Consider the following 14,909-nt stretch of genomic DNA (forward strand, 5'->3'; position numbering starts at 1 on the left):
GCACTCACTCGCCTTGTTCCAGGCAGAATTCGTTCCCTTCGGGGTCCGCCATCATCACCCAGCCGCCGGGGGTTGCGGTACGGCGGTCGTCGACGATGGTGGCGCCCAGAGACTGCAGTCTGGCGAGTTCCTCGTCCTGTGGGCCTTCCTGTGGCAGGAGGTCGAGATGGACCCGGTTCTTGACCGTCTTGGCCTCGGGGACCTGGACGAAGACGAGGCGAGCGGCGGCTTCGTTGTCCGAGGCAACCACCCAGAACGGGTTGCCCGGCATGTCGACGTACGTCGCCGGCCAGCGCGTGACGCCGCTCCAGAACTCGGCCTGGGCGGCAGAGTCACTGCAGTCGAAGGTGACGTTCAAGATCGTGCTGTGCACTTGATTCCCCACTTCAGAGAGTTTCTCGCAGCGTGGTGAGGATGGCGAGTTGCTGGGTTGCTCGGGTCATTGCGACGTACCGGTCGACGGCTCCTTCGATTCCGTCGCCGAAGGTTTCCGGATTGATCAGGATGACCAGGTCGAACTCGAGGCCCTTCGCCAAAACGGGTGTCAGTGAACGGATGCGTGCATCGACCGGCACCCCGGCAGGCGTCGTACCGTCCGCGGTGATCACGCACGCGACACCATCCTGCTGGCCGGCGAGCCAGCTCTCCAGGATCCCACCGAGGTCAGCGATCGGACCATGGACGACGGGGTGATCGCCGTGGCGGATCGATGTCGGCACATTCGCGTCCGGCAGCGCCGCCCGGATCACCGGCTCGGCCTCGGCCATGACCTGGTCCGGAGTCCGGTAGTTGACGGTCAACGTCGCCAGCTTGATCTGGTCGATTCCGACCCGCTCGAGCCGCTGCTGCCAGGACTCGGTGAACCCGTGCCTGGCCTGCGCCCGGTCGCCGACGATCGTGAAGCTTCGCGACGGGCAGCGCAGCAGCAACATCTGCCACTCCGCATCGGTCAACTCCTGCGCCTCGTCCACCACGACGTGCGCGAACGGCCCGGCCAGCAGATCCGGATCGGCTGCCGACAGCCCGGCCTCGTCGACGAGCGCTTCGTGAAAGTCCTCACCACGCAGCATCGACACCAGCCCCTCGCCGAACTCGTCGCCGGCGGCCTCGATCAGATTGTCGACAACACCCGCCATACGCTCCCGCTCAGCAGCGGCCGCAGCCTGACGACGCCGACGCCGCCGGGACGCCTCCGGATCACCGAGCCGCTGCCGCGCCGCATCGAGCAGCGGCAGGTCGGACACCGTCCAGGCCTGTACGTCGGACCGCTGGAGCAGCCTGACCTCCTCGGGCGAGAGCCACGGCGCACATCTGCGCAGGTACGCCGGCACCGACCACAGATCCCCGACCAGGTCGTACGGATCGATCAACGGCCACGCCTTGTCGAACGTCGTCCGCAGCTCCTCGTTCTGGTCCAGCGATCGGCGCAGCAACTCCTCGGAGACGTCGTCGTCCTCGTAGTCCTCCTCGTGCTTGTCGATCAGGATCGTGAGCAGTTTTTCCCAGACCTCGTCGCGCGCCAGGTTGTGCGGCGTACCGGGGTCCGCGGCTCCGAACGCTTCGGCCCAGTTCGCCGTACTCAGATAGATCTCGGACCAGTGCGTCACGACCGTCATCGGCTTGGTCGGCGCCTCCTCGTACAGGCCGACGGCCGGCTCGATGGCCTTCACCATGCCGGCGGACGACTTCAGCCTGGCCACCTCGGGATCGGCCTCGGCCGGCACCGAAGCACCCTCGGGAACCAGGTCCCGCAGCGTGCAGGTCTGGACCCCGTCCTCACCCAGACTCGGCAGCACATCGCCGACGTACGCCAGGTACGGCTGATGTGGACCGACGAACAGTACGCCGCCGCGCCGCTGGTCCAGCCGCGGATCCGAGTAGAGCAGGTACGCCGAGCGGTGCAGCGCGACGACCGTCTTCCCGGTGCCCGGACCGCCGTCGACGATCAGCGCACCCCGGGAGCCGGCCCGAATGATCGCGTCCTGGTCGGCCTGGATCGTGCCGAGAACGTCGCGCATCCGGGGCGACCGGCTGCTGCCGAGGCTGGCGACGAACGCGGACTGGTCGTCGAGGGCAGCGGCGTGCCGGGCGAACTCGTCGGCGGTGAAGACCTCGTCCCAGTAGTCGGTGATCCGGCCGCGGGTCCAGCGGTACCGGCGGCGGCTGAGCAGGCCCATCGGGTTGCCGTGCGTCGCTCCGAAGAAGGGCTCGGCGGCTGGGGATCGCCAATCGATCAGCAGCCGGCGGCCGTCGCTGTCGGTCAGGCCGAGACGGCCGATGTACACCGGCTGCTCAGGGTCGTCCGCGCTGACGATGTGACCGAGGCACAGGTCCAGCCCGAACCGTCGCAGCGTGCGCAGCCGGCTGGTCAGCCGGTGCACCTCGAGGTCGCGGTCCATCGCCCCCTGACCGATGCCGCCGGCCTCCTTCCGGGTCTCGTCGAGACGGGCGGACAGCTCGGCGATCGACCGCTCGAGCGACTCGGCAATGGCGGCGAAATGCTTGTCGTCACCGGCGATCAGCGCCGGTTCGGCTTTGGCAGTGAGGTTCTCGGGAAGGTCGAACGCACTGGTGGACAGGGTTTCTTCACCTCGAAGGTCCGAAGGATTGATGGCCACGGCCGACGATTGTGAGGCATCAACCGGGGCTTGCGGCAAGCCCCGGTCTCCGTTATAAGTTGTAAATGGAAGGGAGCACCTGCTCACCTTCTTTTTTTCTGTCCCGAGTCCGCCGCCGTCGCCGCGGTCCACGCCCTTCGGGCGGCGGACTTGGTTGATCAGGTCAGGAGCCTATTGAGTTCCAGAAGGCGCACTGGTGCTCCTGAGCCAGGTCGGCTGAGGCGATTCTCGACGGGTCGAGGGACTGGACGTGGTCCTTGTTCTGGAATGGCTGCCACCGTGGCTGACCCGGAGCGTTCGGGTTCCCGGTGCGTGCGAACTGCGTCCAGTACTGCATCATCGTCGCGGAGAGTTGTTCCTGCGCGGGTGTGCTCGGGCCGGGGAGTTGCTCGTCGGTGAAGAGGTACTGCAGTTCGGCGCCGTGGAACGCGCCGGTCGGGAAGTTGGGTTTCGGGAGCGTGCTGAACCACGGAGCCGTCTCGTCGGCGAACTCGTACGCATACAGCGGTGCCTGCGCGGCGAGTGCGCGATCTCGATCGAGGACCGGGCAGCCCCACGCCCAGTCGGTGACGACGGCCGACAACGCCTCACCGGCGGAACGGAACCGTTCGACGGGATAGCGCGCCAGGATCCGCTCGGCGTCCGACTGGTCGAACAGCGTGTGGATCTCCTGGCTGTAGCTTGCCGGGGTCGTCACCTGACCGGTCGCTGTTTCGATGGCCGCGGTGAACAGGCGGTGCTCGTCCCGCGTGGTCCCCTGGATGATCGGTACGTGCCTGAAGCGGCCGGTTGCGAAGGCGCGATCCGGGCTGAGAGGCAGCACGCCACCACCGACGGTGGGTCCTGATCCGACCCCGACGTCAGACCACTTGGCGAGCTCGTCCGTCGGTTTGGCCCGCAGGCAGGCCGCAGCGGTACGCGGGTCGGAGCAGCCGACCTTGGCCGCGACATCGAGACCGTTCTGCTCGCGCTCGGACCGTGGCAGCGGAAACCAGGTCGGCGGTCCGGGCGACCACTTCTGTCCGGTGCATTGAGCGCTCTGCAGGATCGCCTTGTCGAACAGTCCTGCGGATCCTGGCGCGACCAGATGGGAACAGACGCTGGTGCCTCCAGCGGACTCACCGAAGATCGTCACGTTGCCTGGATCGCCGCCGAACGCCGCGGCGTTGCGCTGGACCCATCGCAACGCAGCCTGCTGATCTTCGAGGCCGAAGTTCCCCGAGAGTTGCCGGGCTCCGCCGTGGTCCAGCGCCGGATGGGCGAGGAAGCCGAAGATGCCCAGCCGGTAGTTGGGGCTGACCACGACGACCTGGCCGCTGTTCGCCAGCTGCTGTGCGTCGTACAGGCTGCCGGCTCCGCTGATGAAGCCGTTGCCGTGGATCCACACCATGACCGGCAGCTTGTGTGCTCCGGTATCGCGTGGCGTGGTGACGTTGAGGTAGAGACAGTCCTCGGTCGTACTGGGCGCGTCGATCAGCCCCTCGGCCTGGGCACAGCGGTTCCCGGGCTTGGTGGCGTCCCGGATGCCATGCCATGACGCCGCCCGTTGCGGCGATGCCCAGCGGAGCTCGCCGACCGGCGGTGCGGCGTACGGGATTCCCTGGAAGAGCCGGGCATCCGGAGTGAGCGTGCCGCGTACTGCCCCGGAATCTGTCGAGACCAGGGTGTCCGCCGGAGTACCCCGGCTGTTCGTCGTGGCTTCGGCCGCTCCGCCAGAGGCTGCCGCCGAGCTCGTGAGCAACGCCGCGGTCAGCAGCACTCCGAGCCGGCGAGAAAGGCCGAACCGCGGTCGTTGCCTGTTGTGGTGATCCTGCTGTCGCATCGCACTCTCGCATCCTCGACTGTATTTGTGTGTGGTTCCCACTAATATAAAGTGTAAGGTACACACGAAGTCAAACACTGAGTTTCGCGGGGCTGAGGAGCCGACCTGATGCCGTTGACCGACGATGCGCACCTGCCACCGGGGCTCGTGCTGGCGTGGGGCCTGCCCGCCAAGTCGAACAAGCTCGGCCGCAAGCCGACGCAGAGCGTCGAACAGATCGTCGACGCAGCCCTCGAGCTGGCCGATGCCGACGGGTTCGCCGCGTTGTCGATGCCCAAGATCGCGCAGAAGCTCGGGCTGACCGCCAACGCGATCTACAGGTACGTCAGGTCCCGCGACGAGCTGCTGGTACTGCTCGGTGAAGCAGCCTGGGGTCCGGCACCGGACGGGGTCGTCGAGGCACGGGACTGGCGAGCCGCAGCGACCGCCTGGACGCAGGCGATGGTCGATCGGTGCGACGTCCACCCATGGCTCTGCGATCTTCCCATCCGCGGAGCGCCGGTGACGCCGAACCTGCTCGGCTGGGCTGAGGCGATCCTGCGGGTGCTGACCGGTGCCGGACTGAGTCCCACCGAGAGCCTGTCGTGCGCGTTGCTGCTGGACGGCTATGCCCGTCGGATCGCGAGCGCGCGTCGCGATCTGCGCGACAGCATCACGACCTCCGTCCAGCCGGCAGCGGTGACACGATTCCTGGAACCTCGGCTGCACGAACTCGGCTACTCGATCCTGGCCGACCTGATGGCCGGCAACCAGTACACCGACGAGATCCACGGCGCCGACGTAATCTTCGGCCTCGACCGAATCCTGGACGGCATCGACGTACTGATCACACAGAAGATGTCTTCCAGGGCCGACTAGGCCGGCGCCAGGTAGCGTGCGAGGGAGCGAACCACGTTGCGCAGGTGGCGCTGGAAGAGGCTGTGATCCCCGTCGTGCAGGAATGCGGCCTGTTCTGTCCAGGTGATGGTTGTTCCCGGTGGGGTTGGCGTGAACTGGATGGTGGCTAGCGCTGCGACTGCTCGGGTGTCGTCGACCCGGACGTCGTACGCGTAGATGATGCGCTCGTCAGCGACGACGTCCAGGTAACGAGCCTCGATGGTGTGCACCTCGCCGCCGGGTGGGCCGCCAGAAAAGATCTCGTGACCGCCGACCCGAAGGTCCAGCTCATAGTGCGGCTTCCAGTCGGCGGGGCCCAGTGACCACGCCGCCTTCGCCGCCGGATCTGCGAACGCCCAGAACACCTGAGCCGGAGGTACCTCGAGTACGTGTCGAACGGTGAATGTCTGATGCGCAGTCATACGTCTTGAGACGGATGAGGGCCCGAGAACTCATCGGAAAGCACGAAGCGGACGAAAGAGCAGCTGCAGTTTCGGACCCCTCTCGTCGTAAACGAGTTGCGAAGCGTGCCGTGAGACAGGACCCTGCCGACGTGCAGACCAACATCGAATTTCGCGAGTGGGCCGACGAACATCTGCCGGAGGTACTCAAAGCGCAGGTGCTGTCGTTCTTGCGCATCATCTGGCCGGACGGATTCACCGGATCGAACCGGTTCCGTGATTGGACCTCTCATCCTGACTTGAGGCCTCACCACCTGCTGTACGCGGCCGGCTCTCAGCTCGTGAGTCACCTGGAGGTCGTCACTACGACCGTCTCGGTTGGTGGAGAGAACTACGTCGTGCAGAGCCCGACAGCGGTGATGACTTTCCCTGCCTTTCGAGGTGAGGGCTGGGCCGGACGGTTGGTCGCCGCCGCGGTTGCCCGCATCGACGCCGGCCAAGCAGATGTGGGGGTCCTGACTTGCGGCCCGCACCTTGTCGACCTCTACAGTCGAGCCGGCTGGGAGATTGCCCCCGGTGCGACGATCCTGGCCGGAGAGGACGGGAGCACCTGGGTCTCCGATGACGTCCTCCTGACCCGATCGGTAGGTCCTCGCAGCGCTGCATTCAAGGCCTCCCTACGCGAGCATCCGATGCGCGTGGCCGACGAGTGGTAACCCTGCGTCCAACCCGAAGCCGAGGCTGACCGAAGCGGACCCGAGATGAGCGGAGGGTGTCGGATTCGAACCCACGAGGACGGTCACCCGCCCTACCGGTTTTCAAGGCCAAGGCGTCCGAACACTCCAAATGTGGCCCTGACCTGCGCGAACGCAAGATCGCGAAGCTCCAGCAACTCGCACGTCTGCACATATTCTGCACGATCCCTGAAAACATGCCCGTGAACGTGGCTCAGCGCGAGCTTGGTTCCGTCCTGGTGACGACACCAGACCTCGCCATCATCGTCGACGGGGCCGGCGTGCCGATGGGCGGATGCCACCACGGCGTGGCCTGGTATGCGCAGCAATTGGGAGCACAGACGCTATCCGCGCTCAGCGGACGTCCAGGCATCCCGCTGACCAAAGTCTCTATGAAGCCTTGGCAGCCGTAGCGGCATTGCACTCCGACACTTGCGGTCTTTCTGATCCAGGTACGCCCTGCGCAGCGGTCGGGATTCTGCGGATCGGCGCAGACACCATCGACACGCTTGCACTCTCGGATGTCACGCTAATGGTTGAAACCGAACAAGGAGCGCAGATTACTTGCGACCTACGAATTGAAGAGATTTCCGGTACTGAACCGGCCGCCGTCGAGGGCATGCTGTTCGGAACGCACGAACACAAGGCGGCAATCTCTGCACTTGTGGAAAACCAAACTCAAACTCGTAACCGTCCAGACGGCTGGTGGGTCGGGCGATCGGTGCCGCGGCCCGCGACCGAGGCCGTCTTCACCTGTGAGTTCCGTCGGCCCGAAGGTCGGGCTTCCCGATGGCGGGGCGGTGGCCGGCCGGTGATGATTGGCGGCATGGGAACGTCCGCAGACGCCGGTGACGCGTCGGCCGGGCAGGGGCACACGCTGTCCCTGCCTGAGCCGACCGGTCCGTGCCCGGTCGGCACCACGTCCTTGTGGCTGACAGACGCCTCCCGCCCCGATCCGTGGGCCGCGGGGGTGAACACACGGGAGCTGATGGTCTCGCTGTGGTATCCGGCGGCGCCGTCGGACGGGCGGCGGGCCTGGTACATGACGCCAGCCGAGTCCGAAATCCTCATCGCAAGCGCGCGCATCACCGGCCTACCACCGGACGCGCTGAGCACTGTCCGGGCCAACGCGGTTGTCGACGCCACGCCGGCCGGGCGTCAGCGCAGCCTGCCCCTAGTCCTACTCTCGCCCGGCTTCACCAACCCCCGCAGCACGCTCACCGCCCTGGCCGAGGACCTGGCCAGCCACGGCTACGTCGTGGCCGGGATTGACCACACCTACGAGAGTGACGCCACAGCCTTTCCCGACGGGCGGGTCACCACCTGCCTGGCCCGCCAGGCACCCCGGCCAGGCAGGAACGAGAAGGTCGTGGCCGGCCGGACCGCAGATGTCTGCTTCGTGCTCGGCGAACTGACCGGCGCGCACCCGGCATGGCCGGGCGCCGGGCTGATCGACACGTCCCGGATAGCGATGGCCGGCCACTCCATCGGCGGCGCCGCCACCATCTCCGCCATGCTGGCCGACTGGCGCATCCGCGCCGGCGTCGACATGGACGGCGCCACCCGCGCCCGGATCCCGGCGGAAGGCCTGTCACGGCCGTTCCTCTTCATGGGCACGCAAGCCTCGTACACTCCCGGCACCCCTGGAAGGAAAAGTTCCGTAATCACCTGGGAGCGTGACTGGAAGCTCCTGACCGGCTGGAAGCGGTGGGTCCTGGTGGAAGGCGCGATACACGCCTCCTTCACCGACCTCGTGCTCCTGGCCGATCAGGCCGGCATCTACGTCGGCGCCGGCCTGTCCGGCGCCCGGTCCCTGGACATCAGCAGCGCCTACGTCCGGGCCTTCGTCGACCAGCACCTGCGCGAGACGCCGCAGGCCCTGCTGGACCGGCCGTCACCACGCTACCCCGAGGTCACGTTCTGCTCCCCGGAGGCTGAAACCCGCGCATAGGACACCGGCCAAAGCAGGAACGCGCCATGGCCCGGCGCGACGGAAAGAACCGAACCTACAACGAGACCACGAGCTCCACTCGTCGCGCCAGTCTGGATGGTTGCGCCAGGCGGTCGAGAGCTTTTGGATAGTCCTACGGATCACGGTTGAGGCGGCTGGGTCGGTGTCCCTCGTCTCGCCGTACTGGGCGAGGATCAGCCGGATCGCTGCACAGAGTCGGCGGATGTAGAGCGCGTACCGCACCAGGGCCGGCCCCAGTGGCTGGTCGCGGTTCTCGGCGGCCTCGGTTGTGACCTGAGTTTCCCACTGAAGGACTCGGCCGCACACGAACCCGAGCAGCACATCACCACGGGCATCGCGCAGCTGCGGAGCGGGCCTGGAAAAGGTCTGGTCCATCCACGACTTCGGCTGCCCGAGCACTCGCCGTACATCACCGATCCCTCGACTTGTCATCCTCATATAGGAAGACATGTTCGATTCGAGCAGAAGCCCGCCCCGCATGTTCCAGCCCGCACGAGGTGAGTCGCGAGGGCTGGAACATAGGGGATGGGCCATTGCACGGATTCTGCATGGCGAACCGAAACCAACCGATCGCAATCGGACAAGGTCAGACCCAGCCGGACACCTGCCCCGGGCGAGGTATGCGAGTCCGTTTCCCCAGGCCAGGAAGGCTTTCGGGATGAGATGAGCGGAGGGTGTGGGATTCGAACCCACGAGGACGGTCACCCGCCCTACCGGTTTTCAAGACCAGCGCACTCGGCCACTATGCGAACCCTCCAGGCGACGTGGTCGCCGATCGTGAGGATAGCAATGCGCGTGCGGGGGTTGAGGTTGGCCGGTAGGGTCTCGGCAGAGGCGGACTGGCCGCCTGGGGTACGGACGGAGGTGAGAGCAATGTCTCGGTCGTTCGAGGACATGGCACGCACCGTCCGGTCGGCGCGCTGATCTGCCGCCGACCGGGCCGGTTGCCGGCGTCGGAGTGACGCCGGTCGTTCCGGTTGTTCCGTCATGCCCTCTGGAGCTCTCGTATGCCTTCCCTCCGTACGTTCCTGCTGCCGTCCGAGCTCGGATCCGACTTCCGCAAGATCTGGCCGGCCGCGATCATCTCGAACCTCGGCGACGGCGCCATGCTCGCCGCCGGCCCGTTGCTGGTCGCATCCATCACCACCGAGCCGGCAGCGGTCGGTGCGGCCGCCTTCATCCAGCAGTTGCCCTGGCTGCTGTTCGCCCTGTTCAGCGGTGCTCTCGTCGACCGGCTCGACCGCCGGCTGATGATCGTTGCCGCTGACACCTTTCGCGCGATCGTCATCGGCGCGCTCGGTGCCGCCGTACTGCTCGGCACCGCACCCCTGTGGGCGATCTACGTCGCCCTGTTCCTTCTCGGTACGGCGGAGACGTTCGCCGACAACGCATCCGGTGCACTGCTGGTGGACGCCGTACCGAAAGACCAGCTGGGCAAGGCGAATGCGCGCCTGTTCGCCAGTGGCACCGTGCTCCAGGGGCTCGGTGGTCCGCCGCTTGGCGCACTGCTGTTTGCGGTCGGAGCCGGAGTACCGCTCGTGTTCAACGCCGTCACGTTCGGCGCCGCAGCCGCTCTGGTCGCGCGAGTCGCCGTACGTCCACTGCCGGCCGAGTCCGCAGGTACGGCGCTCTGGGCCGAAGTACGCGTGGGAGTCCAGTGGCTGTGGCAGCACGCGGGAGTGCGGACGTTGGCGTGCTCGATCCTGGTCATGAACATCACCTTCTGCGCCGCGTTCGCGACGTGGGTGCTGTACGCGCGGGAGCGGTTAGGACTCACCGAGACGCAGTTCGGCCTGCTGGTGTCGGTCGGCGCGATCGGTGGCGTCCTCGGCATGCCGGTGTACCACCTGCTCGAGCCGCGGGTCGGCTCACTCACCCTGCTGCGTGCCGGACTGGTCATCGAGACGACGGTCCACCTCATCCTGGCGCTCACCCGAAGTCCGTGGGTGGCGGGCGCGACCATGGTGGTGTTCGGCGTACATGCGGTGGTGTGGGGCATCGTGTCGACCACTGCGAGGCAGTTGGCGACACCGGAGCCGCTGATGGGACGGGTCAACAGCGTGTACCTGCTCGCGTCGGTCGGCGGCGCTGCGATCGGCTCTGCGCTGGGCGGCGTACTCGCGCAGCGGTTCGGACTGGCCGCACCGTTCGCGACTGCCTTCGTGGCGATGGTGCTGATGACGGCCGTCGCGTGGCGACCGCTACGGCACGTGTCCGTACGTCGGGTCGTCGCAACGGACTGAAAACGGCTAGAGCGGCTCGGCAACCGTTTGCTACTGTTTTCGGCCGAGAGCCCCAACTGTAGTCAGGGGAACGCCCCTGGTGGAGTGGTCTCGTAGCCAGCGCTGCGAGTGGGCCGAGTCGATGCGATCGGAGCACTCTGTCATGCCTACAGCCACGTCCCTCGGCCTCCCGAACGTCCGCGGCCGCGTACCGCTGCTCGCCGGTCTGGCGATCGACTCGTTCGGCGGCGGCTGCGCCGGACCGCTGCTGCTGCTGTTCTTCGTGCGGGTCGTCGACATCCCACTCGGGACTGCCGGAGTGCTGCTGACCGTTGCGACGCTGTTCTCCATCGCAGCACCCGCCGCAGTGGCCGTTGTGATCGACAAGGTCGGGCCGCGGAACCTGGTGGTGATCGCACAGTTCGCGCAGGGGCTCGCGTTCACCGGATTCTTCTTCGGACGGTCGGTGTGGCTGGTGTTCCTGTGCGCACTGCTGACGACCAGTGGCCAGCGTGTGTTCTGGTCGGCGATCTTCAGCCTGCTGGCCGATGTGGCCGACGAGGGCGACCGGGACAGGTGGTTCGGACTCGGCGGCATGATGCAGGCTGCCGGCTTCGGCCTCGGCGCACTGGCTGCCGGTGCGCTGCTGGCCATCGGCGGCGATGCGCCGTTCCTGATCGCCATGGCGGTCAACGCGGTGACGTTCTACCTGGCCGGCTTCCTACTGCTGCGTCTGAACCCGGCTCACCACAAGCGCGCCGTTCAGGACACCGGTCCGGCACCGCTGCTGCGCAAGGACAAGGCTTTCCTGGTGCTGATCGGCGCCAACACGTTGCTGGCCCTCTGCACGATGCTGCTGGGCGTCGGACTACCGGTGTACGTCGCTGAAGCGTTGCCGGCGCCCAAGTGGTTGATCGGTGTGTTGCTGGCCGCGGTGTCCGTCGTACTGGCGACCGGGCAGACCCTGGTGGTGCGGCACACCGAGAAGCGTCGCCGTACAAACGTGATCATCGTTGCCGGTGTGGCGTGGGCGGTGTGGGGCGTGCTGATGGCCTCACTGCTGCACGTCCCGACCGCACTGGTCGTGCCAGGGTTGATTCTGGCGACAGTGGTGTTCGCGTTCGGCGACGTACTGCACGCAGCGACCGGCAACGCGCTCGCGGCAGCGGTAGCGCCGGTGGTGGGGAACGCAAAGTACCTCTCCTACTGGCAGTACTCCTTCACCTTCGCCAGCATCCTGGCCCCGGCGTTCTTCGCTCAGCTCTTCGAGCTGCAGCACGAGCTCCCCTGGCTGGGCATTTCCCTCCTGGCGATGATCGCGGCCGCCACGATCCTCATTCTCGACCGGGTCATTCCCCACTCGACCACCCAGCGCCAGTAACTCCCGCCGACTTGTCGGTCGCCGGTGATAGGCCAGACGAGTAAGTGTTCCTCGAGGAGAGGAGAGTCATGCGGTGGGAAGAGTTGGAGTCGAATCAGCCGCGGCTGGCGGAACTGGGACGTGACCGGCTGCTTGGGCCGGGCGTCGTACTCGTCGGGACCATCCGGCGCGACGGCACACCACGCATCAGTCCGGTGGAGCCGTGGGTCATGGCCGGAGATCTCTGGTTGTCGATGATGTGGGGCTCGACCAAGGCGAAGGATCTCGGTCGTGATCCGCGCGTCCTGGTGCACAGCGTCATCACGGCTCGCGACGGCAGCGAGGGCGAGTTCAAGGTGCGCGGACAAGCGCGCGCTGAGAGCGACGAGTCAATGCAGCGGCGGTACGCCGACGAGGTGGCGGCCGGCCTGGGCTGGCGTCCGGAGCCGGGGAAGTTCCACCTGTTCGCGGTGGACATCTCCGACGTCACCTTCGTCCGGTACGTCGACGCCACCGGCGACCAGTTCGTGACTCGCTGGCCGGCCGGACGCGAGTTCGTACGGCGAGGGACCGGTGCGACCACGGTCGGTGAACCCGAGCCGTATCAGGACCTGCTCGACCCGAGCAGTCTCCCGTAGCCGTCGAGCTGGAGTGTCGTCCGGGTCGCGGCCAGGATCGAGTAGAGCAGCACTTGGTTCGCCTCCACGACCAGTTGCCCGGTGCGGTGCTCCAGCATCTCGATGGCTTGAGCAGCACGAAAGCCGTTGCCTGCGATGAAGATCGCCTCGGCCGAGGTGCCCACGTGGCTGCTGACCCAGTCGATCACGTGCTCGGGCCGCACCTGCTGGGGGTCCTTGGGAACCGACGTCGCGGTCGTGACCGCGACGTCGAACCCCTGACTGCGGAAGTACGCGGCGGCGAGGTCTCCTATGTCGTCGTCGAACCATGGTGGATGGAACACCGCGACTCGGCGTACGCCGAAGGCCCCCAACGCCTGCGTGGCCGCGATCCCGGTGGTCACGGCCGGCAGCTTCGACAGGTGGTGCAAGCGCTCGACCAGCTCGAGTTCGGCGGCGCGCCCGATCGTGTACCCGGTCGTCGTCGAGGCGTAGGCGATGACGTCGACCGACGCCTCACAGAGCCGTGCGACCGCCGGTTGCAAGGCCTCAGGCCCGGTCCGCTCGACCACTACATCGACATCTGCCGGCGCCATCTCGGGGATCTCAACCTCAGGTCCCGGTGACACATGCGGCGTCAGCACGCCCACCCTGAGCGTCCTGCGTCCGGTCGCCTGCACACCGCCCATCAGACTTGCCTCGTCAGCCGCGCTGCGGTCGATAGACCTGCACAACGATGCCGCTCGGGAACGCTGTGCTCTCGACCAGTTCAAGGTGCCGCGTCTCCGGCAGCTGGTCGAACAGTGCCTCCCCGCGGCCCAGGATCAGCGGCTGGACCAGCAGGCGGTACTCGTCGATCAGGTCCGCCGCGGCGAGCGCGCCGGCCAACCTGCGACCACCCCAGACGATCACGTCCGCGCCGGACTCGGCCTTGATGCCGGCGATCTCGGCGGCGAGGTCGCCCCGCGCGACCCGGGTTTCGGGCCAGCCGGCCTCATCGTCGCTGAGCGTCTTCGAGAACACGACCTTCGGGATGGCGTTCATCGGCGACGCGTAGGGGTCGTCGGACTGCGGCCAGAAGGACGACATCTCCTGATACGTGACCCGGCCCATCAGGTGCGCACCGGCCGTGCTGATCCGGTCCAGCTTCCACTTCTTCAGCTCAGCACCCTCTGGGATCGCGGCGCCTGGGTGCTCACGGTCGCTGCCGACGAACCCGTCCAGCGACATCGACATGTACAGGATGACGTTCCGCATGACTTCCTCTCGTTGGTGGTTTCTCCTGTCCTGACGTTCGCAGCCGGATCAGCCGGTATCAACGCCGGCTTGGGTCACGCACCATGTACCGTGAATTCACGATGGCCGACATCGAGTTGCGGGAACTCACGTTGTTCATGGTTCTCGCCGAGGAGCTGCACTTCGGGCGCACCGCGGAGCGGCTCGGCCTCACCACGTCGCGAGCCAGCCAGACGCTGCGAGCGCTGGAACGCAAGCTCGGCGGACGACGCCTGTTCGACCGCACGAGCCGCGTCGTCACCCTGACCGCGGCCGGACAAGCCCTCCACGACGAACTCGCACCCATCGTGACCGACCTGGACAACGCGCTCGCACGGGCCCGCGGACGAGCGGCCGGACCGGGGCTGATCCGCATCGGCGTCCTCAACGCCGCGTCCGGGAGCCTCGTCCTGAACGAGGCGGTCAGGCTCTTCGAGCAGTCGTACGACGGCGCCGAGGTACGACTCGTCGCGACCCCTCTGACGGACCGGCTGGGGCCACTACGCCGGCGCGAGGTGGATCTGTCGGTGACTCGACTGCCCCTCGACCAATCCGACATCGTGATCGGTCCCCTGCTCTCCCGAGGCGATCCACGCGTGGTGATGGTGGCCGTCGACCATCCGCTGGCCAGTAGGAGTCAGGTCTCGGTGGAGGACCTCGCGGACTATCCGGTGAGACGACCGGCCGACCCGCCAGAGCTGGCGGAGGCCAGCTGTCCCACCCACACTCCGAGCGGCCGCCCGATCGTGTCCGCCGACGTCCACGTCAACGACAGCTCCGAGCTGCTTCTGCTCATCGCCCAAGGACGGCTGGTCCACCCCACCGTGGCTCCCTTCGCCGAGCACTTCCGGCACCCCGACATCGCGATCATCCCGATCGAGGACCTACCAGCCTCATCAACGGCGCTGGCCTGGCTGCGGGGGTACCAACACCCCGCCCGCGACGCCTTCCTGGCCACCGTCGAAGACGTCGTCAGGTCACACCCACACCTGGCTGGAACGTCGGCCTGAAA

The 14,909-nt window shown here is 67.0% G+C and carries 14 protein-coding genes and 1 tRNA gene; 8 read left to right on the forward strand and 7 right to left on the reverse strand.

Annotation, left to right across the window (positions count from 1 at the left end):
* Positions 1-4: 4 nt before the first annotated feature.
* The 3 genes from E0H75_RS03145 to E0H75_RS03155 form a co-directional block, all read right to left on the reverse strand.
* A complete protein-coding gene (locus E0H75_RS03145; protein ID WP_202872812.1) occupies positions 5-385 on the reverse strand; it encodes a VOC family protein in 381 nt (126 codons plus the stop codon).
* A 1-nt stretch (position 386) separates the two neighbouring features.
* Positions 387-2,618, reverse strand: coding sequence for an RNA polymerase recycling motor ATPase HelR (gene helR, locus E0H75_RS03150; RefSeq protein WP_238162790.1), 2,232 nt, complete (start codon positions 2,616-2,618; stop codon positions 387-389).
* A 163-nt stretch (positions 2,619-2,781) separates the two neighbouring features.
* Positions 2,782-4,440 (reverse strand): carboxylesterase/lipase family protein, encoded by a 1,659-nt coding sequence (locus E0H75_RS03155; protein ID WP_131511496.1) that lies wholly within the window; start codon positions 4,438-4,440, stop codon positions 2,782-2,784.
* 108 nt (positions 4,441-4,548) lie between these two features.
* On the opposite strand from E0H75_RS03155, the gene E0H75_RS03160 reads away from it, so the two are divergent.
* Positions 4,549-5,298 (forward strand): TetR/AcrR family transcriptional regulator, encoded by a 750-nt coding sequence (locus tag E0H75_RS03160; protein WP_131511497.1) that lies wholly within the window; start codon positions 4,549-4,551, stop codon positions 5,296-5,298.
* Here the strand turns inward: E0H75_RS03160 and E0H75_RS03165 are convergent.
* A complete protein-coding gene (locus E0H75_RS03165; protein ID WP_131511498.1) occupies positions 5,295-5,738 on the reverse strand; it encodes an SRPBCC domain-containing protein in 444 nt (147 codons plus the stop codon). The two genes, E0H75_RS03160 and E0H75_RS03165, sit on opposite strands and share 4 nt — an antisense overlap.
* 131 nt (positions 5,739-5,869) lie before the next feature.
* On the opposite strand from E0H75_RS03165, the gene E0H75_RS03170 reads away from it, so the two are divergent.
* Genes E0H75_RS03170 through E0H75_RS03180 form a run of 3 tightly spaced genes read left to right on the forward strand, consistent with a single transcriptional unit; the run spans position 5,870 to position 8,402 of the window.
* A complete protein-coding gene (locus tag E0H75_RS03170) occupies positions 5,870-6,433 on the forward strand; it encodes a GNAT family N-acetyltransferase (RefSeq protein WP_165553428.1) in 564 nt (187 codons plus the stop codon).
* A gap of 56 nt (positions 6,434-6,489) precedes the next feature.
* Complete coding sequence (locus tag E0H75_RS03175) at positions 6,490-6,864, forward strand: hypothetical protein (protein WP_131511500.1); 375 nt, start codon at positions 6,490-6,492, stop codon at positions 6,862-6,864.
* The gene (locus E0H75_RS03180; protein ID WP_238162791.1) at positions 6,852-8,402 is read left to right on the forward strand and encodes an alpha/beta hydrolase family protein; all 1,551 of its coding nucleotides are present in this window, start codon (positions 6,852-6,854) and stop codon (positions 8,400-8,402) included. Before E0H75_RS03175 ends, E0H75_RS03180 begins: the two co-directional genes overlap by 13 nt.
* A 689-nt stretch (positions 8,403-9,091) precedes the next feature.
* On the opposite strand, the gene E0H75_RS03185 is transcribed toward E0H75_RS03180, so the two are convergent.
* Positions 9,092-9,180, reverse strand: a tRNA-Ser gene (locus tag E0H75_RS03185).
* A gap of 250 nt (positions 9,181-9,430) precedes the next feature.
* On the opposite strand from E0H75_RS03185, the gene E0H75_RS03190 reads away from it, so the two are divergent.
* From E0H75_RS03190 to E0H75_RS03200, 3 genes are all read left to right on the forward strand, one after another.
* Entirely contained in the window at positions 9,431-10,666 is a 1,236-nt protein-coding gene (locus tag E0H75_RS03190; protein ID WP_131511501.1) for an MFS transporter, read from the forward strand.
* Positions 10,667-10,808: 142 nt separating this feature from the next.
* Complete coding sequence (locus E0H75_RS03195; RefSeq protein WP_131511502.1) at positions 10,809-12,026, forward strand: MFS transporter; 1,218 nt, start codon at positions 10,809-10,811, stop codon at positions 12,024-12,026.
* Between the two features lie 68 nt (positions 12,027-12,094).
* Positions 12,095-12,643, forward strand: coding sequence for a pyridoxamine 5'-phosphate oxidase family protein (locus E0H75_RS03200; RefSeq protein ID WP_131511503.1), 549 nt, complete (start codon positions 12,095-12,097; stop codon positions 12,641-12,643).
* On the opposite strand, the gene E0H75_RS03205 is transcribed toward E0H75_RS03200, so the two are convergent.
* Positions 12,610-13,218 (reverse strand): aspartate racemase/maleate isomerase family protein, encoded by a 609-nt coding sequence (locus E0H75_RS03205; protein ID WP_131511504.1) that lies wholly within the window; start codon positions 13,216-13,218, stop codon positions 12,610-12,612. The two genes, E0H75_RS03200 and E0H75_RS03205, sit on opposite strands and share 34 nt — an antisense overlap.
* 106 nt (positions 13,219-13,324) lie before the next feature.
* Positions 13,325-13,879, reverse strand: coding sequence for a dihydrofolate reductase family protein (locus E0H75_RS03210; protein WP_131511505.1), 555 nt, complete (start codon positions 13,877-13,879; stop codon positions 13,325-13,327).
* 83 nt (positions 13,880-13,962) lie between these two features.
* Between E0H75_RS03210 and E0H75_RS03215 the strand changes: the two genes are divergently transcribed.
* A complete protein-coding gene (locus tag E0H75_RS03215) occupies positions 13,963-14,907 on the forward strand; it encodes a LysR family transcriptional regulator (protein ID WP_131511506.1) in 945 nt (314 codons plus the stop codon).
* Positions 14,908-14,909 lie beyond the last annotated feature (2 nt).

The organism is Kribbella capetownensis (assembly GCF_004331485.1).
Classification (GTDB): domain Bacteria; phylum Actinomycetota; class Actinomycetes; order Propionibacteriales; family Kribbellaceae; genus Kribbella; species Kribbella capetownensis.